General features: G+C 42.6%; 15 protein-coding genes and 1 pseudogene. 3 read left to right on the top strand and 13 right to left on the bottom strand.

Annotated features, from left to right (window positions below; all coding sequences use genetic code 11):
* Nucleotides 1–6 precede the first annotated feature (6 nt).
* Together QUA34_RS03305 and QUA34_RS03300 are read left to right on the top strand one after the other, a co-directional pair.
* Nucleotides 7–1329, top strand: a complete 1323-nt coding sequence (locus QUA34_RS03305; protein WP_333142804.1) for a hypothetical protein — start codon at nt 7–9, stop codon at nt 1327–1329.
* On the top strand, nt 1322–7120 hold the full coding sequence (locus tag QUA34_RS03300) for a DEAD/DEAH box helicase (RefSeq protein ID WP_333142805.1): 5799 nt from the start codon (nt 1322–1324) through the stop codon (nt 7118–7120). Before QUA34_RS03305 ends, QUA34_RS03300 begins: the two co-directional genes overlap by 8 nt.
* 16 nt (nt 7121–7136) lie before the next feature.
* Here the strand turns inward: QUA34_RS03300 and QUA34_RS03295 are convergent, their stop codons facing one another.
* The 7 genes from QUA34_RS03295 to QUA34_RS03265 all read right to left on the bottom strand — a co-directional run bounded on the left by QUA34_RS03295 (nt 7137) and on the right by QUA34_RS03265 (nt 17950).
* A complete protein-coding gene (locus QUA34_RS03295) occupies nt 7137–8249 on the bottom strand; it encodes a phosphoribosyltransferase-like protein (protein ID WP_333142806.1) in 1113 nt (370 codons plus the stop codon).
* A 20-nt stretch (nt 8250–8269) separates the two neighbouring features.
* Nucleotides 8270–9535 carry an ATP-binding protein gene (locus tag QUA34_RS03290; RefSeq protein ID WP_333142807.1) on the bottom strand — a complete coding sequence of 422 codons (1266 nt, stop codon included), beginning with the start codon at nt 9533–9535 and terminating at the stop codon, nt 8270–8272.
* A gap of 2 nt (nt 9536–9537) precedes the next feature.
* Nucleotides 9538–10407 (bottom strand): hypothetical protein, encoded by an 870-nt coding sequence (locus QUA34_RS03285; protein WP_333142808.1) that lies wholly within the window; start codon nt 10405–10407, stop codon nt 9538–9540.
* Between the two features lie 323 nt (nt 10408–10730).
* Entirely contained in the window at nt 10731–14636 is a 3906-nt protein-coding gene (locus QUA34_RS03280; RefSeq protein WP_333142809.1) for a hypothetical protein, read from the bottom strand.
* A 44-nt stretch (nt 14637–14680) separates the two neighbouring features.
* Nucleotides 14681–15514, bottom strand: coding sequence for a hypothetical protein (locus QUA34_RS03275; RefSeq protein ID WP_333142810.1), 834 nt, complete (start codon nt 15512–15514; stop codon nt 14681–14683).
* On the bottom strand, nt 15511–16890 hold the full coding sequence (locus tag QUA34_RS03270) for a GNAT family N-acetyltransferase (RefSeq protein WP_333142811.1): 1380 nt from the start codon (nt 16888–16890) through the stop codon (nt 15511–15513). The genes QUA34_RS03275 and QUA34_RS03270 overlap by 4 nt, the downstream gene beginning before the upstream one ends.
* Before the next feature lie 868 nt (nt 16891–17758).
* Nucleotides 17759–17950, bottom strand: coding sequence for a hypothetical protein (locus tag QUA34_RS03265; RefSeq protein ID WP_333142812.1), 192 nt, complete (start codon nt 17948–17950; stop codon nt 17759–17761).
* Nucleotides 17951–18201: 251 nt separating this feature from the next.
* Between QUA34_RS03265 and QUA34_RS03260 the strand changes: the two genes are divergently transcribed.
* Nucleotides 18202–18384 (top strand): hypothetical protein, encoded by a 183-nt coding sequence (locus QUA34_RS03260; RefSeq protein ID WP_333142813.1) that lies wholly within the window; start codon nt 18202–18204, stop codon nt 18382–18384.
* A 956-nt stretch (nt 18385–19340) separates the two neighbouring features.
* Here QUA34_RS03260 and QUA34_RS03255 read toward each other — a convergent pair.
* From QUA34_RS03255 to QUA34_RS03230, 6 genes and pseudogenes are all read right to left on the bottom strand, one after another.
* The gene (locus QUA34_RS03255; protein ID WP_333151713.1) at nt 19341–19973 is read right to left on the bottom strand and encodes a hypothetical protein; all 633 of its coding nucleotides are present in this window, start codon (nt 19971–19973) and stop codon (nt 19341–19343) included.
* A 107-nt stretch (nt 19974–20080) separates the two neighbouring features.
* Nucleotides 20081–20401 (bottom strand): hypothetical protein, encoded by a 321-nt coding sequence (locus QUA34_RS03250; RefSeq protein WP_333151711.1) that lies wholly within the window; start codon nt 20399–20401, stop codon nt 20081–20083.
* Nucleotides 20402–20726: 325 nt separating this feature from the next.
* A complete protein-coding gene (locus QUA34_RS03245; RefSeq protein ID WP_333151707.1) occupies nt 20727–21044 on the bottom strand; it encodes a hypothetical protein in 318 nt (105 codons plus the stop codon).
* Nucleotides 21045–21410: 366 nt separating this feature from the next.
* Nucleotides 21411–22064 carry a siphovirus Gp157 family protein gene (locus QUA34_RS03240; RefSeq protein ID WP_333151705.1) on the bottom strand — a complete coding sequence of 218 codons (654 nt, stop codon included), beginning with the start codon at nt 22062–22064 and terminating at the stop codon, nt 21411–21413.
* Between the two features lie 23 nt (nt 22065–22087).
* Nucleotides 22088–22423 carry a DUF3846 domain-containing protein gene (locus QUA34_RS03235; RefSeq protein ID WP_333151703.1) on the bottom strand — a complete coding sequence of 112 codons (336 nt, stop codon included), beginning with the start codon at nt 22421–22423 and terminating at the stop codon, nt 22088–22090.
* Between the two features lie 111 nt (nt 22424–22534).
* Nucleotides 22535–22716, bottom strand: a pseudogene (locus QUA34_RS03230) (IS4 family transposase); the annotation flags it as partial.

The raw sequence follows: 22716 nt of genomic DNA, 5'->3' as shown, positions 1-22716 counted from the left end.
AGTAAAATGACCAAAATTCAACGTTGGTACAGAGGATTTTCATACAAAGGGAACCCAAAACAACTTATCCAGGAAGTTTCCAAACACATACAACACCAAAATATCAGTCAATATGTGCCACTTCTGCGACTGGAAAAAGGAGCTACTTCTAGAAAAAGCTTTTATTTTTTTCTAGCAATTGAAAGTAGTACCCTAGGAGAAATACCTCAAGAAATTGTAAACTCTAATTTGCTCAAATTTCCCTGTTTTAAAACTTCGGCAGTTCCCGGCAATAAGAGCTTCACCTATGAACAAATAAAATCTATGGTTGGGGCAGCCCATGAAGTTTACGATTACACGAACCCTATTCCTTATCAGCCTGTAGAGAAAGTTACCTATGATAACCCATTTGAGGCGAGCGCCTCATCGCCTATCAATCAATCGTCACCAGATATTGAGGCACTTTCCCAGCGTTACGAACACCTTCTCTACTGGCTATCTACCCTTGGTAGCGGAACGTGGGAATCCTTCAAAAAAGCCTGCGATACTCTGAGACTTGAGGAACCAAAACGCATTTTACGGAGGCTTAGGTTGCTTGGGCATATTGAGTCTTCTTCAGACGGTACACGATGGTCTATGGCTCCTACAGCCCTCGTTAAGATTAAATCAGACTCTCCAGAATTTCTTCTTTGCGGTCAACGCAGCATCAAGTTGCTGAAGGAGTTGGAAAAATATACAGATATAATTTCCAGTCATCAATCAAGAAGAGACGCACCGCCTTGCATTCGTCTCAATTTGAGTGACTTTAATATAATTACAAGCCAGTTTTCTATCCTTTACGCTGGGGAAGTATCGAGCCGACTTGCTGAAATTATACCAAATCTTGACATTTGGAAGCAGAATCTCAGAAGCTTGCAGGGAATTGTGCCGAGTATATACGAGTGGAAGCGCTTTGATGGTAATGATTTTATTAGCTGTATCTCTCCCAATCAAACAGGTATGTACCAGATGTGGAGGATAGAGGAGAGCGATCGTCCTGGCTATACACTCTTTTATGACCAAGAAAGCGCTAGTTGGCGACAGGGCGACTGGTATGGTCTACGATTTTTAGCATTGCAGCACAGTGGCTTTGAATGTATTGCACGTTACGATCGCGCTAGCTGGCGTTTAGCAATACCTGTCTCCCAGCGTTGGCCTGAAATTTACGAACGTGCGCTAGTGCTAGCATCTGGACAACTCCCAACTTATCAAAAATCCTGGTTGCTCTACGAGAACGTGCCGATGGAAGTAATTTCTCTGCTAACTGATAAACTTAATGTAAAGTGCGAAGAGGTACCTGCCAGTGCATGACTTAGTTGGCGCATATCAAAGACTTGATCGCATTTATCAGCTATATATCAAAAGTGCCTTTCCCCTGCGTTACCGCGCTTTGGCTGATGAACGCGATCGCCTCCTCCAGCAACCAGGTATCTTGAGTCAGCCTCCCTTAGTTGAGCCTGTCCCGATTTATCCATCATCGGGGATGAATTTGTCAGCCGCAGCCAATCAACTGCCCTCCGAATACCACAATTTGGCACAACTTGGGCAAATGATTTTCGATCCGGGAGTCCAGCTTTACCAACACCAATGGGAAAGCCTGCGGGAAGTGTTGGTTAACCAGCGAGATTTAGTCGTGACTACTGGTACGGGTTCCGGTAAAACCGAATGTTTCCTCTTACCGCTTTTGGCACAGTTAGCAAGGGAATCCCAAACTTGGGGGGCTAATCGCCAACCGCCATCAAATCATCGTTGGTGGGATAACAATGTAAATTCTAATGGCGACCGTATCTCTCAATGGGCGCATACACCCCGACCAAAAGCCCTCCGTGCCTTGATTCTCTATCCTCTTAACGCGCTAGTTGAAGACCAGTTGCGACGGCTGAGAAAAGCGCTAGAAGCGCCATCAGTACACCAGTGGTTAAATCAAAACAGAGGGGGAAATAGAATTACCTTTGGACGCTACACCGGACAAACACCAGTTTCAGGCATACAGAAAGACGATAGTATCAGACGACTGAAAAATGAATTAAGGGAACTAGAACAGCAGCGCCGACAGAGAGATACGGATATCCAAAACAATCCGTCTTGGCTTCAGGATATGCCCGATTTGCCTTACTACAAACCGCTACTTGATGGCGGTGAAATGTGGTCTCGGTGGGATATGCAAGATAGTCCGCCGGATATTCTAATTACTAATTACTCGATGCTCAACATTATGATGATGCGGAGTATTGAGAACAATATTTTTGATGCTACTTGTGACTGGCTTGCTGACAATCCCGACAACCAATTTTTCCTAATTATTGATGAACTTCATGCTTATCGCGGTACGCCGGGGACAGAGGTTGCTTATATTCTGCGATTGTTGTATTCGCGTTTGGGATTGACACCAGACTCGCCACAACTACGGATTTTGACGACTACAGCTAGCCTTGAGCCAAATCAACAGGGCAGAGACTTTTTGCGTGAGTTTTTTGGCCGCGATAATTTTGACTTCATCACAGGACAACAAACCCCACCAACACCAGGGGCAAGATTCAATCTTTCGGCCTATCAAAATGCTTTTGCCCAGTTTGCTCAGTCAGTACAAGCTGACCCATTGCAGGAAATGCAACCGCCAAATTCAGCATCTAATCAAGTGCGGAATGCTATGTCTAATTTGGCTATGCAGCTTGGACAACCGGCAGGATCTGGACTAAGTGCGGAACAACATCTTGGAGAAGCACTGGCTACTTTAGGCGCAGCAGATGTACTGAGAGATGCTTGTCGCGAAGTCGATCGTCTGCTTAATCCAAGTAATCCTAACCCTACAGTGAGGGCTACGAAAGTTATAGATGCAGAACACTTAAATGATCCAACAGATTTAGACCGTCAAATTTTCTCTGGTGCTGCGAGTAATGGGTTGGTATCTGATGCGATGCGGGGGCTACTTCTAGGACTGGGAATGTCTCAACGAGTGAGTACGGGGCGATCGCCTCAACCTGTACGCGGTCATCTATTCTTCCGCAACCTGCAAAACTTATGGGCTTGCTGTAATCCTAACTGTACCCATTCACCAGTCGATCGAAATATAAGGCAGAACACTCCGAATCCTCCGACTGTTGGTGCAATTCATGCCACTCATCGCCTTAGCTGCTCCTGTGGTTCTCGTGTTTTGGACTTAATTATTTGTGAAGTGTGTGGAGAGGTTTTTCTTGGAGGCTACAACAAAACTACTCAACGAATAGGAAACACAAATGTAGAAATTCTTACACCCGATCAACCCGATTTAGAGGGAATCCCTGACCGTATTACTCTCAATCAACGCTACGGAAATTATAGAGTTTTTTGGCCTTTGCCTGGAGAGACACCTGTTTGGGATACGCAGCCACAAGACCCAGAATGGACGCTTGATAAAATAAAACGCCGATGGGTTCGTGCCAAGTTAAATCGGACTACAGGCGCACTTACGCAGAATAGCACTCAACCACAAGTAGATGAAGAAATACCAGGGTGGCTCTATCAAGTGACAGGCAATCATCCAGAAGAACGAGCATTGCCAAGTAAATGTCCTCGCTGTGATGCTGACTACGGAAGACGAGACAAATTTCCTACTCCCCTGCGTTTCCACCGCACCGGATTTCAGAAAGCTTGCCAAGTGCTTGCCAGTGGACTTCTGAGAGAAATGCCAGCACCAATAAGCCCCACCAGTCGATCGTCTCGCAAGCTGGTCATATTTTCCGACAGCCGTCAAGATGCCGCCAAGCTAGCTGCAGGGATGGAGCGCGATCATTATCGCGACATGGCGCGGATGTTGCTGATTCAGTCTTTTCAAGATTATTGGAATGACTTTGTAGGCTTCCTCCGCATTACTTCTGCAAATAACCAGACAGCACTTACTAGGTTGCAGGCATTGAACCCAGATCTTTACACTGCTGTTGTTGCGAATCCGCAGCCTGATGATATGGTTCGGCGCAACCGATTTCGCAATACTAATCAGGCTTTGGTAAATGAAGCAAGAGACTGGATTGATGATTTGCCCTCAAGTAATCAGCAGGCTCGTGACGAATGGCTAGGATTACTAGAGCGCTACCCAGGGGGAATTCCTCTTCTGAATTTGCGGGATAAGATTCGAGATGGCCTTCTCAATTATGGCATTTGTCCGGGCAGACCCAGCTTTCGGACTATGACCTATACAGTCGGACAGGGAAGGGGAGTAGAAAGGTTTCCTTGGTTTGATTGCTACAACTGGAATGCTAATCCAATCGCACGAGTTATTCCCGGCACCCAGGAACAGAGAGCTCATGCTGACCTGTTGGAAGCTCTCTTAACTGAAGAGTTGATGTATGCTCTTTTCCCCCACATTGCTCGGACTATTGAAGGACTGGCACAGGGTTGGGTTAGCTATCAATATCAAGGAAACCGAACTCCGTTGATTGAAGCAACTGAAGCAGTGATTCGACAATTAGGAATTCGGAAATTACATCGCTATTTTCCCCATGTCCGTCTCGACAATAATTCAGATTTGCCTAAGTTTGCTCAACGGTACATTAGTAGAACGGGCCTTGAACTAAGCGACGTGCAGCATCAGTTACAACAAGTCATTCCAATCCAACCTTCAAATCAATCTCAAAGTCAACGATTTATACTCGATCCCGATCGCCTCTATCTCGTTTTACCACCCCCGGCAAATTCTGATGGTTCGCGTCCGGGATTCCGTTGTCCGCAATGCAATGCTTTCTTTATTCAACCTGCTGCTGGAGTTTGCCCCGAATGTAACAGCGATCGCCGTTTTGACAATCCGAATACTTCCACAATTCATCTGACACCAGGACAGACAACAAGCGACTTTGATTACTATACCTATCTTTCAGAGCAATCAGGTCAGCCGTTCCGCATGAATGCAGAGGAATTAACGGGTCAAACTGACAAAAAAGAGCGAACTAGGCGCCAGGAGTTATTTCAAGACATCCCTATCAATCAAGAAATTCTGCGGGTTCAGGGTATCGACTTATTGAGCGTCACAACGACAATGGAAGCGGGGGTAGATATTGGTGCATTGCTAGCAGTAATGATGGCAAATATGCCGCCCCGCCGATTTAATTATCAGCAACGAGTTGGTCGTGCTGGCAGACGTTCTGCGGGAGTTTCATTAGCTGTTACCTTCTGTCGAGGCCGAAGTCACGATGACTTTTACTTCCAGCGTCCTGAAAGCATCACAGGCGATCCGCCGCCACCGCCCTACGTTGAGATGAAGAGTCAAGAAATTTTCCAGCGCGTCCTCATCAAAGAAGTGTTAAGGCAAGCTTTCACAGACACAGGAATCACTGCGTCTTTAGGTGGGACTGACAACGTACACGGTGAGTTTGGTGATGTTGCTAATTGGGCTAATTATGAAGTAGCGATCGCCAATTGGTTAAACAATCCAGCCAATGAACCGAAGATTTTGTCAGTTTTGGATATTTTGCGGGTGCAAACAACATTATCGAATGCTAGTAATTCTCAAATGTTGAATTATCTCCGCCAAAACCTGATAAATGCCATTCAAAATGTTGTAAATGACCCTACATACACTCAGAATGCGCTGAGCGAACGTTTGGCAAATGCGGGGTTATTACCGATGTTTGGTTTTCCAACGCGGGTGCGTTTGCTTTACACGCGCTGGCCCTCACCGGGCGCTCAATGGCCACCAGAGACGGGAATAGTCGATCGCAACCTTGATGTGGCTATCAGCCAATTTGCACCAGGATCTGAGACTGTCAAAGATAAGGCGGTTCACACTGCTTGTGGTGTGGTTGAATTGTATCCTCAAGGCAACACAATTGCGACCGCACCAGGCTTAGTCCCAGCACTCACTCAGGGCAACGAATCTCTCGGACTTTGTAGTAACTGTCAAGCGGTAATCTACCCGTACATAACCTTAAATGAACCACTCCCTGGCGGTCAGCGATCGCCAACAACTCAATGTCCAGTTTGTGGTGTAAATGATGCGATGCGTTACATTGATGCCAGGGAACCCAAGGCATTTTTTACAGACTTGCAACCAGAGGACTTTGATGGGCAATTTGAGTGGCAACCGCGATCGACACGACCTTCTTTGAGTATCCCTCCGAATGATGGCACGCCTGCAAATAATGGCACGCCTGCATCTGTCCTTAATGCTTCTGTATCTGCATTCAATGACAATATCATTTCGGTTAATGATAATGGTGGCACTGGAGGGTTTGACTTCTACGAAAGAGTTAGGATTGATAATCGACATAAATCAGGAGCTTATGCTGTATCTAAGCAAAACAGTTCGGTTAGTACATCTGGAGCGGTTTATCGGGTAGCTCTACTATCTCGACGTAAAACAGATATCCTATTAGTAAATATTCAGGAATGGCCTAATGGCATATTTGCCAATCCAACTACAGTTGAAGGTCGTGCTGCTTGGTATTCTTTCGCGTTTTGGCTGCGGGTAGCGGCTGCTTCTCTTCTCGATGTGGATGCACTGGAGTTGCAGGCGGGTTTTCGTTCATTAGAGCAGAATGGAGCGATTATAGGTCAAGCTTTTCTTTGCGATCAATTGGAAAATGGAGCTGGATATTGCCAATTTCTCGCCCAACCGAATGAGTTTCAACGACTGATGGATCGGGCAGATCCAACAATTTCAAACAGCATTGCCTGGAAATGGACGACTCCTCACGAGCACGGAAGTGATTGTGATACTTCCTGCAATTTGTGTTTGCGGGACTATCAAAATCTGGCTTATCACGGGTTATTGGATTGGCGACTGGCTTTAGATATGGCACGATTGGTGTCTAATCCTGCGTCGGCGATCGATCTCAACTCTTCTTGGGGCAATATTCAGAATCCTTGGCTCAACTTAGTGCAAGTTCCAATTCCAGCCGCACTTCAACGCTTGGGTTATGGTGCACCAGTGCAGTTTGAGACTCTCACTGGCTACGTGCACCAGAATGCTCGACGGCGGACAATCAAAATGATTCGACATCCTTTATGGAATGATGACCATCCAGAGTGGATTGCAGCGGTGGCGAGCGCGCGATCGCAGTATCCTGGTTATCAGGTCGAGCCTGCCAACCCATTTATGGTTCTCCGGCGACCGGGAGATTGTGCGTAGATTTTTGTCTAGCAAATCATTTTTGCTTATAGCGAGTGGCGCTTGGTGTTTGACTGTTTCTAAAAAGCGGTTCCCAATTTGTACTGGGTTTATGAAAAAAAGGTAATGTATTATTGGGACAACTATAATGATGGCAGGTTAAGGCTCCCGACTCACGATAGCCTACGGATGATGTTCCAGAAGCACGCAGGCAATATTTTTCTATGAAATCATCATATTCTGATTTAGAAATTTGGTGGCTGTCGAGAATATCCGTAATTTCTTGGCTTTTATAGTCGAGCATCGATTCATAATAGATAGTCTCACTGTTCTCAGAAGCAAATTCTATACTAGCTAAGTTGAATGATGTAGCCTGAACTACATACATAAAGATAAACAATGACTGTTGATATGCAGGATATTGTTTGAGTAGCTTATTGATTTCTCTAATACATTTGGCGAGTTGATTACCAGAACCGTTAGTATAGTCCATAAACACAAAAACTGATGTTTCATAGTTTTCTGTACCTGCTTGAAAATACTTGCTCAGAGGTCTAATTTTTTTGCCATCAGGAACGCTAGTTGCCGTCAAAGCCGACCTTTCATAAATTCCCCAAAGGCCGTATTGACTTTCCACTGATGTATTCGGCGGTGAAGGTAATTCAGCATATCTAATAATTTTATTTCTCAACCATTTTTTAAATTCAGCTTCATTACCTTTCAAAGCAACTTTAGGATCGTCACGAAAAGCTTTGCAAAGATTCTCTTTTGTCAGAAGTAAGTCAAGTAACTTTTTCTGTAAATTTTGACTAGCTGATTCAATATGAGTTTTGGAGAAAAACTGAAACTTACTCAGGAGTAAATATGCTATGTTTTGGTCTAGAGTTGTTTCAAACTGATTAATCCAATCCCGAATTTTTTTCTTTGACAAAGAACCATCCCAACTATCAAACCTCTCATAGCAAGCCTCAATATCTATATCGTCAAATAATAAAGAATTTTCTACCTGGCGTTCTTCTGGTAAAATAGAAGATATAGGTCTTCTATAGGGGTTCATTATATCTGACAGTTTTCTTCGCAATAATTGAATTTCCTTCGTTATATTATCTCCCTTTAAGTTGAGGTACTGATTAAAATCTTTTTGGGTCATATATTCGACGCTTTTTCTTATTAAATTCTTTCACGGGAACGGAAGATATCTTGGAAAATTAAGCTAGTGAGGGTGTACCTATATGGTCTTTGCCCAAACACTTCTAAATACTCAGATCCTAACTTATTTTTAAGTTCTACACGTGCTCTATTCAACCTATAATCAGCTTTTTCATCGGACAGTCCATAAAAATATGAAATTGAACAAGCATCCTTCAATTTCAAAAGCTCTGGAATAGACTGCCTTCTCCCACCGCTAAAAAAGAGAATATTCAAAAAAGCCTCCGATTCTTCCGAAAACTTGAAACTGTCCCGTAACTCTGAGAAATATGATAAGGCGTAAACTCGATAAGTATTACTGAAAATTCTTCTAGCAGTTTCAATACTAACCAAAGTGTGGTGGGGTTCTGCTTCTGCCCAAAGCAATTGGCCAATAGTTTCTACATATCTTGGAACCCCTCCAGAGACTACTGTAATAAAATCAATTACTTCTTCTTCAAAAGGATAAATTTTATCAGTTGTTCTCAAAGTAACTGAACTGTTTTTTGTTTCTATATATTCTTTCACTTCGGAGAAAGGTAGAGGAGTTATAATTTTAAAGTTAAACCTAGCCTCTTGTAACTGTTTAGCTTCTGAAATAATTTGACTGTAGTATTCTTGAGTGACACTTATACACAATCCCCAACCCGGTCTGGTTGAAAATTTTTCGGACAACCCATGCAAAAAAGTCATAAAATATGAAAGTTTTAGTTCTAGGTTGGAAAAGAGGAGCTCTACTTCATCAAAAGCAATTAATATATTCTGTTTCTGCGTTCGATTCAGCATTTCCAAAAAAACTTCAAATAAATCGATAAACTCTATCTTCTCGAATAATACTTCATCTTGTTTAGTCAAACATCCTTCTCTAATCAAAACGTTATACATCTTGGTAAAAATAGCTCCCAGAAGACTCTCAAAGTGCTTATCTGGCTGGCTGGACGCTGCAATAGGCGTAACTATCTCAGAGAATTTAATGGGTATGCAAATGCCTTGTCTATCATGAAATTCTTTGGCTATAAGATTTAATAAAGTTGTCTTGCCATATCCATAATCTCCAACAAAAAATAGTTTTATTGGTCTCTTTATATTGAGTGATTGTCTAACCTCTTCCAGGAGATTGTCAATAAACTTTGTATGAACAATTGTAAATTCATAGTTCTGCTCTAATACTGACATAGCAGAGCCAGAAGCCACGTAGGGATTTAGAGCAGGCGGTACAAGGTTTCCCTTAACATCTTGATAGGACATACTTAGACAGCAATAGCAGGTTCTAGAAGTTTGATAAATCCGTAATTGACTCCTCGAATGTCAATACACTCAATTCCCATATTACGGGCAAGCTGAGACTTGGTTGTCCTTAATTCGATGCGGTGAGTCAGTTGCAACTGAATCAGATGTTTTTTAAAGTGTTCTTCCGTATAATCTGATCCTTGCGTCATAATTCTATCACGAATCTGAGCAACTGGAACTAGACCCAGACTTTTCTGGGCAATATCGCGATAATTTTTTAAAATAAAGTCTAAAAGGTTTAAGTAATTGTCAATTTGTATCTTGTGTCTATAAAACAGATCGAGATAACCCACCCCTGGATTACCAACATAGCTATAGCCACAATGTTGTATTAATAACTCTTGAAGTTTAGCAAGTTCAGGGTTTTCTGATAATTGATACTTTTCACACAGTAAAAATCTATCGTTACTGTAAGTTTTAACCATTGGGGAATATTGAGAACAAATTTGAGTTAAATTTTCATTAAAAACTTCAAGAGAAGAAGACTTTTTAGCCAGAGTCTCTAAGGGCTTGATAACTTCTATTTTAGACTGAACCGAAATTGATGCTCTGGTTTTTTCAGGCGTAGTTTCTGAATATAACTGACCATCTAATTTATAAATATCGAGAACATAAAAACCAGCTAAATAGTTTTTTATAGTTGTAGCAGACATGGGGGTTCCTACTGGCTTTCCTTTATGTGCCTTATGAGTAACTAGCTTACCTTCCAACCAAGACAATGCAGCCTTTAATATCTGACCGTTATTAGCTACAAGCCCTTCCGCCAGTACCCTCATGTCCTGTTCATAATACTCTTTTGGTAAGTAAAAAACTGGAATTATCTTGGACATAGTACCTTTAAGCGTATAAGTAAAAGGTTGAGTCTATTGCAGTAAACACTAAGGTCACAATATTTTACTGCTCTCTGCTATACGGGTTAAGACCTCCTGAAGGCAGCTTACCTTCTCAAGGTTATCACCAAATCTGGCGAATAGGCAATTGGTTAAAGCGTTATGGTCTCGCCTTGAGAGGAGAACTCATAGACCTCAGATCCTCGGTAAGCTTTGCTAACGCAACCTGGAGCGAACAGAAGTGGTAGAAACACCATCTGCCGGAAGAGGCTGATCGCGAGCAGTCTGTTAACAAATGAGCTGGAGTCCTCACTCTTTAAAGATTAATCCCGACGGCGAAGCATAATCTCTAGATGTCCCTTTTTGTACAAAGTCTTTAAGAGTTCCCATACCTCCTGATTATGTGGCAAATTTTGACGAAGTTGGCTAATGGCGATCGCACTGTTGTCAGAGCTAATGGCATTTAAAAGCTGTCTTTCTTCCTCCAGAAGGCTTTCATCTCTTTTAAAATGAATTTCTTTCAATTTATTCTGAAGAACCTGACCGCGTTCAAAAATAGATTTGAGTTCGTTTATCTGTTCTTCAAGGTTGGCTAAGCTGTCGATCGCAGATGGCAACTGTTCTCTTTGTAATGATAGCTGTGTTTTTAAATCAGTGAGTTGACTCAAAAACTCTGTCATATCGTGGTCGCGTTCTTGGGAAATAAAGGAAAAATCACGCTCCAATTGCTCCCATTCTGAAACCAAACCTTCGCAGAATTTTTGCAAATTTTCCCACACAACTCCTTTCATAATGTGGTAAGATCCATCCCGGTCTTCATCATCAAATTTGCATCGATTTTTCAAAGGAGATTCATTAATTGAAATTAGATCCAGTAAGACTTCGTAACGACTAAGCATTTGCTCGAAAGCCTCTCGACGCGAGCGCTGTTCACCATTAATTTCCTCTTCAAGTTCAACCAAAGGTTGTTGCAGTAAATCGTACTGTCTAAAACTCTCAAGCTGATTGTTGCTAAAATGCTTAACAACCCGGTCAACAAAGTCATCATCGTAACGCATCAAGCGAACTGGGTCTTTATTCAAATTCTCTCGTAACATCTGTGCTCGATTTAGAATAATCCGCCACTTCTCTAAACCATCTACCAACTCCTCAAGCCTTAATTTAGTGGGTTCGCAAGTTAGCCAAAACTGCTGACAATGCTTTAGCTGATGATGCAATGCAAGTATATCAGTTTCATTTACTTTAAGCGAACTAGCTAGGCTTTGGCAATCTTTATCTAGCTGATTTACTTGCCTTTCCAAAATTATCCGGTAGTCATTGAGACAAGATTCTAGGCCGCTATCACTCTCAATCATTTGACTAATTTTAGAAGCATTCAAGTCTAAGGTAAATTTTTCTAGCCTGAGTTTAATTCCACGCAGTTCTTTTTGCAGGGTTGAGCGCCTCTCAATGCAAAAATTTTCTAGAAGCTCCCGTTCGGCTTGGATATTTCTATGAACTTGGTCGAGAGCTACCTCTGACTCATGGTTAGCATCAAGAATTTTTTCCTCCTCATTTATCTTTTCATTGATTTCACGTAAAATCGTCTCATCAAAACTTTCAAGTAACGAAGAAACCCGAACGCGGAGTTCTTTTAATTGACCATTTAACTCCTCTGGCTCTAATTCCAAACTGGCTTCGCGGATAATATCCGTTGAACGCGCCCACTCTATGTAGCGTCGCCGCTGCAACCATTCAAGAGCTTCTTGGAACTCGTCTTCAAGATAGCCAAGCAGTTTAACTGCTTTCCATAACTTTGAATACTCTAATGCTTTAACATCTTGCTGTCCCCACGCCGTCTCAACTGTTTGTGTTCTGCCTTGTGATTGCAGTTTCTCTTTAATAAACGATTCCAAAGGATGTTCTGTAAATTTAATTTGGGAATTTCCTTCTTTCCGCTTGGCAATTTTTTCCCCACTCATCAAGCCATGTTGTTTGAAAACCGCTAAAACACTGGGTAGGCTAGAACTCCCCATTTCAAACAATTTTTCAAATTCTTCTTTGGAAACTTGATATAACTGACGACCTTTGCGAACAGATAAAGGTATTTTTTCCAAGAGGAACTTATATTTACGTAACGTCGGGTTCAGACTATTATAGAAAGACTTATAATCGGTAAATAAGGCTTTACATTTTTGATAGAACACTGATTCGATAAGTTTACTGTCTGAGCCATTTACCCCCTTGAGGCCCCCAATTTCCCAAGTTTGAGGCGAAATCGCCGGAAACAGCAATCGCATGGCATACTGGTGACACTCTTGGCGATGGTGTTCTAATCTAGAGCGATCGGCTTTACTGACTTCAGGATTTTTTGAGAGCCAGTCTTGAATATAATGAGACAAACTCAGCAGCGTACAAACAGAACATTGTTCGGAAGCCATGACTTTGCGGAGTAAGCCGAATGATGTGGGATATTCGCCTTCAAAACTTCGACCTAACTGAAGATGGAAGTCTACTTGATTAGTTCCGGTGATCGCAGTTAAAACTTGTGGAACGACGGTTGCTTTTCGCTCATAGTTAAAGTAAAACCGCCAATCTAAGTGAGTTTCTTCTGGGGATTGAAACCTCATTAAACCAGATTCTTTACTCCCGACACTGATAACAAGAGAACGCTTAGGAAAATCCGCATTATATTTTTCTGGAGCCCCTTCTAATAAATTAAAAACTCCGAATCTATCCTGCTTCCACTCCCCTTTATAACGCCAAGACCAATTGGCTTTCTGACCAGTTCTAGAAAGTGGGAAGAGTAAAGAAATAATTTCCGACTTGAAAATCGTTGTAGCCATCTCTTCTTTTTGAGTATCGTTCCACTCTCCAAACCATTGCTGACGAAATCGATTTAGAATTTTATCTACAACTGTGGGAATGCTTGTCTGAAGAAGGGCGACTAAAGCAAAAGTGCGCTCAGTCGGCTGTATAATGTGCAGCCCGTAAAAATTGTCATCTTCTGCTAGTTTTTTCAACTCCTTTAAGAGTTGAAATTGTTTAGCTACACTTTCAGAAAGGCCTGAGGGGAAACCAGCGAGTAGCTTGATTACCTCTCGTCCTTTGGGGTGTTTTGGAAAGGAGATCAACGGCTCCAAGGTTTTGATAGTATTGCTAATTTTGTGTTGTTCCGTGCCATATAACTGTACTTGTCCTTCTAGATAATCCTGAATCAAATCTAAAGGAGTATAGGGACGCTGATTATTTGGAGCAAAATGGATGATGCGTTTAAATACTTCAATGACGGTGCGAGGGCCATTGCTGAAGTTTTGTCGATCGCATAATTGCCCTAAACTTTCAATTGTTGCTGGATGTGCCAAGTGATTTTGCTGCGCCTTGTCTTCCAGAAAATTAGTACACAAATAATTCCACAGTTTTGCTGGGAACTCAGAGCTGTACGCACCAGCTAATCTAAGAGATACTTTCTGTTCCTTCATACGGTGAATAATATCACCAGCTTGTTCTTCAATAGCTGATTCAGTCGGAGTAGTCGGCATACTTAGAATTAATGCAACAGGCGTAGAACCCAAAGCTCGCATTCCTTTAACTAAATCGCTCAAAATCTGGATGCGAACGCTAGCACCTTCTTCTGTTCGCAAAAATTCTTGGCTTTCATCCGCAAATATTGCTAAACCTGCAAAACCTGCTTGTCGGAGGAGAAAAACTGTCTCCTGCCAAAAATTCAAAACATTATCAGTATTTGTGGTGTCAGTATTTAATTGTTGAATAATTTTTAAAGCTTTCTCTTCAGATAACTTGTACTTAAGCGCTATGTCTGCTGCTATATTTTGCTGAGACTTCAAGCCATATTTGCGATACAGTACCTCAATCTGAGGAAGAAATTCTGGTTTGAGGCGCGTTTTTATCCAGCCATAAGTGGCAACCATCAAATCTCCCAGCTCTTTAAACTTGAAAGGTGGCACCGCCATTATCTTATGATCCTGACACTGCTGCCATAAATAAATTAGTGTTGCTGTCTTACCATACCCATAGTCGGCACTAAGGTAGCCAGTAACAGGTTTACCCTTACCAATTTCCTCAATCAAATGGTCTTTTAGAGTTTTTACGGGTTCAATTGGGTTATAGGTGGTGGCATATAGATTATAAACTCTGGCTACTTCTTGAGGCTCATTTTCTATCTGGGAGGGATTGACTGTATCGACAATTGCTTGGATAGAGTCTAGTTGTTCTAATAATCTGTTCATGGATTGTAAATATAAAGTGTGTCTCGGAGAATGCTAATACTTAGCTAAAGCAATTGAGTCCACTCAGGGGATTGAGTTAGCATTACCCATTGTCCGTATCCCCCTTCATAGCCACAGTCAAAGAAGCCACCTCGATCATAATCATAGGTGCATTTAGCATTATCTATGCTACCATCTAATCCGCTCGGATCTAGCAACAACATTTGACAAATAGCCTCTTGAACTTCTTCTCGCAAGAAAATCTTGACTCCATAGGTTCGTTGTTGCTGTTTGTAGATTGTGTCTACTGCCTGAAGTAAAATAGGAGCGGCACTGAAGTAGCGACGGCTGAAGTGTTCGTATTTGCCTTCTGGTTCTATAACACTGGGTGATAACGATCGCAGCCAATTGAGGGCACCAGCCACACTCGTATCACTAAATGCTATTTCACTGGTAGGTAGTTCAAACTTCACAGCAGCCTTTTCAATTACTTCTCCAACTAGGGACTTTTTTTCGGGCGGTGATAAAACAACTTCTTTTCGCAACCAGAGTTGTTGTACAACTGTAGCATAAGTCCAAGAAAACCTTTTTTCAGCTTCTTCTTGGTGTAGATTATAAATTACTAAATGTAAAAAATCTCCTAGCAATTCGGGGTTAGACTCTTGAATTTTAGCTGCAACTTGACCAAGAGGTGTCAGTGAGGGGGGATTTTTTTTTGAAATAATTGAAAGATTTCGCAAGAAGGGAAATACCACTTTTTGGAGAACGGAAAGCCCTAAATTACAACTAGCTCCAAGTTGTTCAAAATTTGTTTCTTTATTTTTCAAAAAATCAAGAATTATAGCTACTCTTTCTAGCGTAGTATTTTGCTGAATATGTAAAGTTAATTTATTGCTCATAAAGCGCGTTCTAAAGTATCTAACCAAGCAGTTAAATTGTGCATAATCCGATATTCTCGGCTTGTTCTCAATTTATCAATACTTTGACAAAAGTAACATGAATGTTGCGTAGATTTTTTGAGTTCCTCTAGACCAGTTTTAGTAGTTTCAAAACCGCGTCTAACGGTAATTTGAATTTGAGAAGTACCCGGAAAAAAGATGCTGCCGAAGGCTCCTGCTTTTGACCAGGTTGAGCTATCTAAGCTATGGGGTACAAGGGAGTTGTTGCGGAGGCGATAAAAGCTGTTTGGACCGCCAATGCCAAAGCAGTGAACTTTCATGTTTTTTTCGCGGGCGATACTGCCAACAATCTTAAACAATGCCAAACTAGATTCAGAAATCATATTAACGCTGCCGTTGGGTCCTGACGTTCCCCAAGAGCCAAAGCCGATACGGGTAATACCCATTTTTGCATAGGTTTCAATGCAGCGATTGATTTGGTTGATAGTGCGTCCGTGTACGGGGGCGATCGCGCGTTCTTGTACATAAACAGGCATTTTACCGAAAAATTTTTCGCAATGGTAAAGCGTTTCGCGAACTTTGTACTCCACTATTTCATCTGAATCAGTTGAGATGGGTACAATATCGGGCAATACATACCCATCTGCCCAAGTATTATTGCGATAAAAATTATCTAAAAATTCCAGCAGTCGATCGTAAGTAAATTTCCCCTGTTGCACCTGATATGCACCGCAATCTAGCCAAACTTCCGAAATGTTTCCCACATCTTTTTGTTGACGAAAGTATTCTGTAGTAGAAGCTGGGCACGTTATCGGTGAGTAAAGAACGTTTTCAAAGGGATTACGCCGATCACCGCTAGAATTCCACAACTGCCGACTGCGTTCAATCTCAGGGCCGCCAGCACTTACGGCAGCCACAAACTTGGGAATTGTCAGGAGAATATTAGAGCATAATATCTTTTCCCAAACAACCAAAGAGCGGCGTTTACCAGGTTCAATTTGAACCCGATCAAATCCCATCTTGTTGTAAAACCCGTTAGCTTCTATGTCCAGGGGGCATTTTAGGCGCAGTTTTGTAATACCGCACTTCCTACTGTGTTTTTCCCATGCCCAAATAAGCTGACGACCCATGCCTAGCCTGCGGTGGTCGGGGGAAACGCAAAGATGGTAAAGAGTAGATATCTTGTCTCGACGGTGATGAAAATGGAGAAAGCCGAAGGGGTGGTAAAGAATTTCACGACTTGCGATCGCTTCTGCCAGGACTGCCCGATTCACAAAGCCTATCTCTTGCCGATGCACATCGGCAAGCACCTTAATCTGAACTAGCTCCTCGCTCGAAGCAAATACCACCTCTGACTCTAAACACCTAGTCTGCACACATACCTCACTTCTTCCAACCAACGAACGTAGACAAGTGTAGCCGATGTCCGCACCTGTTAATTTTACACTTGTTGCTTGCGGTAAAATTTATACTATTAATTGTATTGTACTTTTACGACTTTATTAAATTTTTGCATTACTAAGTTTTTGGACTAAAACATTACATCTTGATTAGTTAATTGTTTGATAGAATAACTTACTTAACCAGGAGCTATGCAAGTCTCCCAATTAATAAGGTAGACCCGATAAGAACCCCCTGATAATGTGAGAATCTATCCATAATCAGAGTCTGACACACCTTACAAGCTGATTCGCGTATGCTACTTGCATAGTCCTATCAGTAGGATGTCATGGCTACATCCTATGACCAGCAAGGGTTGGGCTGGCTCTTACTGTCACACCCGGTACTTGCACGACAATTAAGCATTTTAGAAGGATAAAGACTTCAGAATATAGCACAAGTGTTAACAGATCACAACACCAGCAGCACTTAACCGGATTTTTAAGAAAGCCCCAACACAAAACTGGATGGATAATTTATGGAAGAGAGCGCGAGCTACTAGAATGGCGAACTTATCCTGCAACACTTAGAACTTTTAGGCGCTTACCCGCTGTTTACTAATTGATGTCCCCAATGCGGAATAACTTATTCCAAGTACGAAACCCCCTCAGCACTGGGCTATTCCAAATGTTGCGAGCTAGAGATTCGATGTAAAGCGATAGTTCGGAACGATAATTATCAGCAACGGGAAAACACTCGCTCGACACCCCACTTGGAAGTGCAGCCGACTAATCCCCCAGCAAACACCCAGAACGCGCATTGAGGCCACACACTTAACACCGCAAACTCATGCGGCCACGATTGTCAGAAGCGAAACATGATTGCAGCGATCGTGGTTAGTAAGAATATTTTGCCAACAGTTGCTTCACCGATCGTCCAACCCCGGTACATTCCCCGGCAACAGGCGATCGTCAATTCAAGAAACAGCACCAAGTTCAAAACGCTGATGATGGCGCTGTTGATGTTGATGTTGTGCAAAAAGGTTAGTGAATTCATAGGGTTGATTTTTTAGACTACTCGCTAATCTAGCAAGCTTAACAGAAGTTGTGTAGCCACTGCTTTTCAAGTTTCCTCACCAACGCTCGTCATCCCAAAAGTCACCAACTAAAAAACCCAGGGGTCGCTGGGACTGTGTGCGATCGTCAAGCGAGTTTCTGCTGCTGTGTACTTTGTGTGTTCTTACTTGGCGATCGCTCAAGAATGAGACAAGCGTGAAATGATGGCAGATAGGCACTAAGAAATATGGAATGCAGAGAATGACTGACTGGCCGATCGAACAAATCAATTTGCTGGAAATGGACTATGCCGACATCCTTGCCAGCAGCATCCATCCATCATTTGAACTACAACTGGTAAAATCGGGGGTTAACCCATCAGAAGCCCGCATCAAAACCAATTTCCTCACTCTGTCTGGTGCGCCAAAAACCTAAGACTCCCGAACAATGGGCTATTTTAACCGAAGCATGGGAAGTAGCTTGCGAGTATAAGCCCACCGTTGAAGATTTTCGCTTATTGGCAGAATTCCTGTGGGAGAATTAAGACAGCGTTGAAGTTGACATTGACTGCTGACAACTTTGAATTGAATTTACTTCGATAACAGAGCGATCGCCCTATTTTGAAAAGATGAGCTTTTACCGCTATGCCTAAACCAAAGAGATATCCCGACAATTGGCAAGAGATTGCGCTTTCGGTGAAAGAAAACGCGGGGTGGCGTTGTGCAAAGTGCCATCAACAATGCCTCCGACCCGGTAAACTCCGACCCGGTAAACAAAGCGGCTTAACCAAATCTGAACGATGTGCCTTAACTTTAGCGGTGCACCATCGCAATCGGATACCGGAGGACAATCGCCCAGAAAACTTAATCGCTCTGTGTACCGCGTGTCACCTGTCCTATCACAATCGCGGTCAATCAAACGTATCGCCAGGGCAATTATCCTTGTTCCCCGATGATGGCATTGACTGGGATATTATGGAGTGCTCTCTGGAATCGGCATGAAACAATGTATCCGATCCGAATCCGCTGGTGTCCGTTTACTTTGTTTAAAGGTAGCTTTACAGTTTTCCAGCGCGAGCGTGTTCGCCGTTGAAGAGGAAATTTCGTATTTTTGTTTAACAACCAGCCGGGAAGTCCCTGCGGTAATTTATTCGGGGTACTTCGCGCAGCGCTCAGATTAATCCCCTCTAAATATACCGAGGGACTTCCCGGCTGGTTGTTAAAGGTCTTCGTTACTCTTAGAAAGCTGCCAAGCATCGAGAAAATTACTGAATAAATTGCTTTATCCCTCCAAGTCAATCGCTTCATGGGCTAACTCCGCGTTTGCTACACTATGGGTGTTTTGTACCCATGCCGGGGCTGTAATATCGAGACTTCTCCGGCATAGATAATTTAGTTGCTCTCTAATTGCTGGTGGTATTTCTTACCTTCTGAGATTCTACGCTTGAGGGTGTCTAATGCCCTCACCGCTGTCCAATTACCCAGATTAGCTAATTGGATATATTGCTGTATCAATTCTTCGGTGATTTGTTGGTCTAGCCACTGCACCAATTCTGCGGTTGCGAGGCGCGCTTGGGGATTGGTGTTGCCGAACATCTCGAACATTCCCAAACGCTGCATTTGCTCTAAGGTCATACTTTCCACCGCTTTCACGGCTTCTTCAAACTCTTGGGCGGTCAACTGGGACGGCTCATGGGGATGCTGCTGTAACAGGAAATAATCGATTTCTTTGTACGCGCCGACATACATTTTATGGCGAACAGTGTCGCATAAAATTGCGTGTTCGGGCAATTCATCATCAGAGCCTAAGTTGTAAGATTCTAAGTGGATTGCGAGAGTTATGTGTTCTATCAGTGGCGCATACACGGCGTAGTAGCTAAATGTAGCCATTGCTCTGCCATTACTCCAGGTGGCTTTGCTTCCTTGGTAATAAAGAGCAAAGTATTGAGTGTTGTTGACTCCCACCATCCCCGGTAACATGGGTGGCATCGCTACGGGTAATTCGATGAAGTGTGTTCCTAACATGATTCCTCCTTGTTCAAGTAAAAGGGCATGGAAACGCTGGTTTTTTGGCCTTTCGTGTATTCAATATCTACCGTTGTTTTAGTCAATGCTCAACAACGAATTGCTCTTTATTTTGTTGTTATTTCATTTGAGTTACCTCCCAGATATCGGGGTATTTTAAATGTTTGAATCCATTGGGCATCAACACGAACCATCATTTCTGATGAATCATTTTTGATGACATTCAGCCAAGGATTTTTCGCATCTCTCAGAATAAACTCTACTTTAATAGACTGCACGAACACTTCAGGCGGAACCCGACTAGCTTCAATCCATACCCCATCATCAAACGGGTTGATTGGATAAATCATTTTTTTGAAGTTATACACATTGTCGTGATAGCAGTTGGGATACTCATAGCGCGATACCATCCGATTGGAATGAGACATGGGATTGTACTTCCTCAATGAGAAAATCTGCATCTTTTATGACTCCATTAATCCCAGAGTGTAGTAGTTATCTAACAATCGAGCGAAAGAAAACAGCCGTTAGATTGATCAGCCAAAGTTATCTTTAGTTCAAGCCCTTCTGTTCTCAAAACTTTTTCTGCCTCATCCAACAGCTCAAAAGAGTTGAACCAAACTTGAATGATGCCCTCAAGTTTATGATGCTTTAAGGTGTATCCTCGTTCGTGATGGGAATGGTGACGGCATCTCACGAAGCAAGCCGTTCTGAGGAATGTGTGAATGTTTCTGGTCATTTTTATGTGTTCTGTTATTCAAATAGGATGAGAGCGCTGCTTTCTTGGCGTTTCCCGTAGTCTGGGTCTACCTGCTTTCTCAAATACTCAAAGTCATCAAATAAGTCACTGCGGACATACTTGGTATTGTTTCTAGAGCTTAGTTTGTAATAGGCGTGTTGCCATTCTGCAAAGGCATTCAATGATGCGCTGCTGTGCAGCAACCAATCGCAGTTGTTGAGGTGCTTGAACCCCCACTTTTCATCAGTCCATTCGGTGTTCGCATTATCCTTGCTATGCCAGCAAAGATACACCGCACCTGGGAATCCTTTGAGTAGCACTATTTCGTACAAATTCCCAGCTTCTGTGTAACGGTAGCAACTTTCTTCGTTGATGCACTCTCCGGGAACATCTCACTTTTGCAGCCAAGCTAGAAATTGGAGTTAGGAGCCAGGAGCCAGGAGGAAAGAGGAAGAAGGAAGAAGGAAGGAGCCAGAATAAGTGTTTTTACAACTATGAGAGGCTCCCCACTCTCCGCCTTCATCTAAACCCATTTGAGGACAATCTAACCCTAAACAGCAGTGCATTGTGTACCTTTAACTTAGTGTTTTTTCTACACTAGCGACAGCTATCTTATTAAAATTACTTTTGTTTTTATGTTAACATTCAGCAGGAAATAGTCCTTGGTAAAAAGTGATTATTTGCTGCTTAATGGCAATCTATAAAACGCTCAAATGAGTTTCGCGTCCTCCGAATTGTGCAACTTTCTGAGCTTCGATATCTCCCGCTTCCAAGGCTTGTCGGATGACTGAATTATCGGGCGATACTTCAATGCGTTGAAACTGGGGAGGAAGTTGATTTACTTCACAAGGGAGTTTGAGGGGCAAAACTCCGCCATTGTTGCTGATAGTTAAGTGGATGCGGCGCAGCCTTAGTTTCTTGACACCCTGAGATTTGAGACAGCTCTTGAGTTGCTGTTTCATCCAATTCACTCGTTTGCTGTCGGTAGCTGCGAGTTTATTCAGGCGTTCTGCTTCAGATTTACGTTGTTGGCTCAGGGCATGGCGGTTGGTAATGGCAGCGCAGTAGTTATCAACCTTGGAAAGCCATTGCTCGTAGGTACTACCCCGTTGTTCTAAGAGTTGTTGCACCGCTACTTCTAATTCGGGTGTGATTTCTTCACCTTCGATGTTGTCGATTAGCTTATCCAAGTCCTCCAGTTCTACAGTAAGTAAATGCAATGACTTAGTGCGCCCTCGGTGAGCCTCACAGCGACTGGAAATCAGAGCACGTTGGTCTGGGTTCATGTGTTGCCATGCTTGCTGCACAATTGAGTCGGTTTCAGGAGTTTCGGGGTAAGGAAGTTGCCCCAAGCGCAAACTTGAGGCATGATAGATTAGATCCTGCTCGCAATAATCAGATTTGTCGCGACTAATTGAAACTGAGCTTCGGTCAACCCTATTGTTTCACCATCATCCGTACAGGCAGTAGCAATCACTTGACCGCCAAGTGCAATACTGCGACGAGTAATGCAGGTTAAGGGCAATTCCTTGTATAAGAATTCCTCATCACAGATTAGGTCTATCGCGGGATCTGGAAATTGATTCCGGACATATTCTATGAACGCAGGTTCACCTGCAATGCCCACTCGGTTTTGCAAATCTGCAAGTTCCAACTTTTCTTCTACTTCCAGCCGATGGATTCCTGTTGAATTAATCAAAGCGTAGAGCATAGCTTACTCCCTATTTTTTACACCCTAGCGGTAGCCCTTTACTTCAGAAGTGTTGAACGCTTATTGATAGGATTCTGAAAATAGACATACGAATCCTATAAAATGCTGATTTCAGCAATTGAAAACAAGTTCCTTAAACCAGTGAATATAGCTAATTTTCTCACACATAAAAGCCTGTAAATATCGTAATTTGTCTAAGAGTTTATTTCCAATTTCATCAGGAACTTCAACTAACTGAAGCAACAAATAACAAATCAAACAGGCATAGATTTGGATCTTGATTCCATTAGTAT

Source organism: Microcoleus sp. POL10_C6, assembly GCF_036701585.1.
Classification (GTDB): Bacteria; Cyanobacteriota; Cyanobacteriia; order Cyanobacteriales; family Microcoleaceae; genus Microcoleus.
The sequence above is the reverse complement of the archived record's forward strand: the minus strand, read 5'-3'. Positions and strand labels throughout refer to the sequence as shown.

Excerpts from the sequence above, each read along its gene's own strand:
- QUA34_RS03255 (WP_333151713.1), bottom strand. The coding sequence starts at position 19,973 with ATGTTAGGAACACACTTCATCGAATTACCCGTAGCGATGCCACCCATG.
- QUA34_RS03285 (WP_333142808.1), bottom strand. The coding sequence starts at position 10,407 with ATGTCCAAGATAATTCCAGTTTTTTACTTACCAAAAGAGTATTATGAA.
- QUA34_RS03250 (WP_333151711.1), bottom strand. The coding sequence starts at position 20,401 with ATGTCTCATTCCAATCGGATGGTATCGCGCTATGAGTATCCCAACTGC.
- QUA34_RS03280 (WP_333142809.1), bottom strand. The coding sequence starts at position 14,636 with ATGAACAGATTATTAGAACAACTAGACTCTATCCAAGCAATTGTCGAT.
- QUA34_RS03265 (WP_333142812.1), bottom strand. The coding sequence starts at position 17,950 with ATGAATTCACTAACCTTTTTGCACAACATCAACATCAACAGCGCCATC.
- QUA34_RS03260 (WP_333142813.1), top strand. The coding sequence starts at position 18,202 with ATGCAGAGAATGACTGACTGGCCGATCGAACAAATCAATTTGCTGGAA.
- QUA34_RS03275 (WP_333142810.1), bottom strand. The coding sequence starts at position 15,514 with ATGAGCAATAAATTAACTTTACATATTCAGCAAAATACTACGCTAGAA.
- QUA34_RS03295 (WP_333142806.1), bottom strand. The coding sequence starts at position 8,249 with ATGACCCAAAAAGATTTTAATCAGTACCTCAACTTAAAGGGAGATAAT.
- QUA34_RS03305 (WP_333142804.1), top strand. The coding sequence starts at position 7 with ATGACCAAAATTCAACGTTGGTACAGAGGATTTTCATACAAAGGGAAC.
- QUA34_RS03290 (WP_333142807.1), bottom strand. The coding sequence starts at position 9,535 with ATGTCCTATCAAGATGTTAAGGGAAACCTTGTACCGCCTGCTCTAAAT.
- QUA34_RS03235 (WP_333151703.1), bottom strand. The coding sequence starts at position 22,423 with ATGCTCTACGCTTTGATTAATTCAACAGGAATCCATCGGCTGGAAGTA.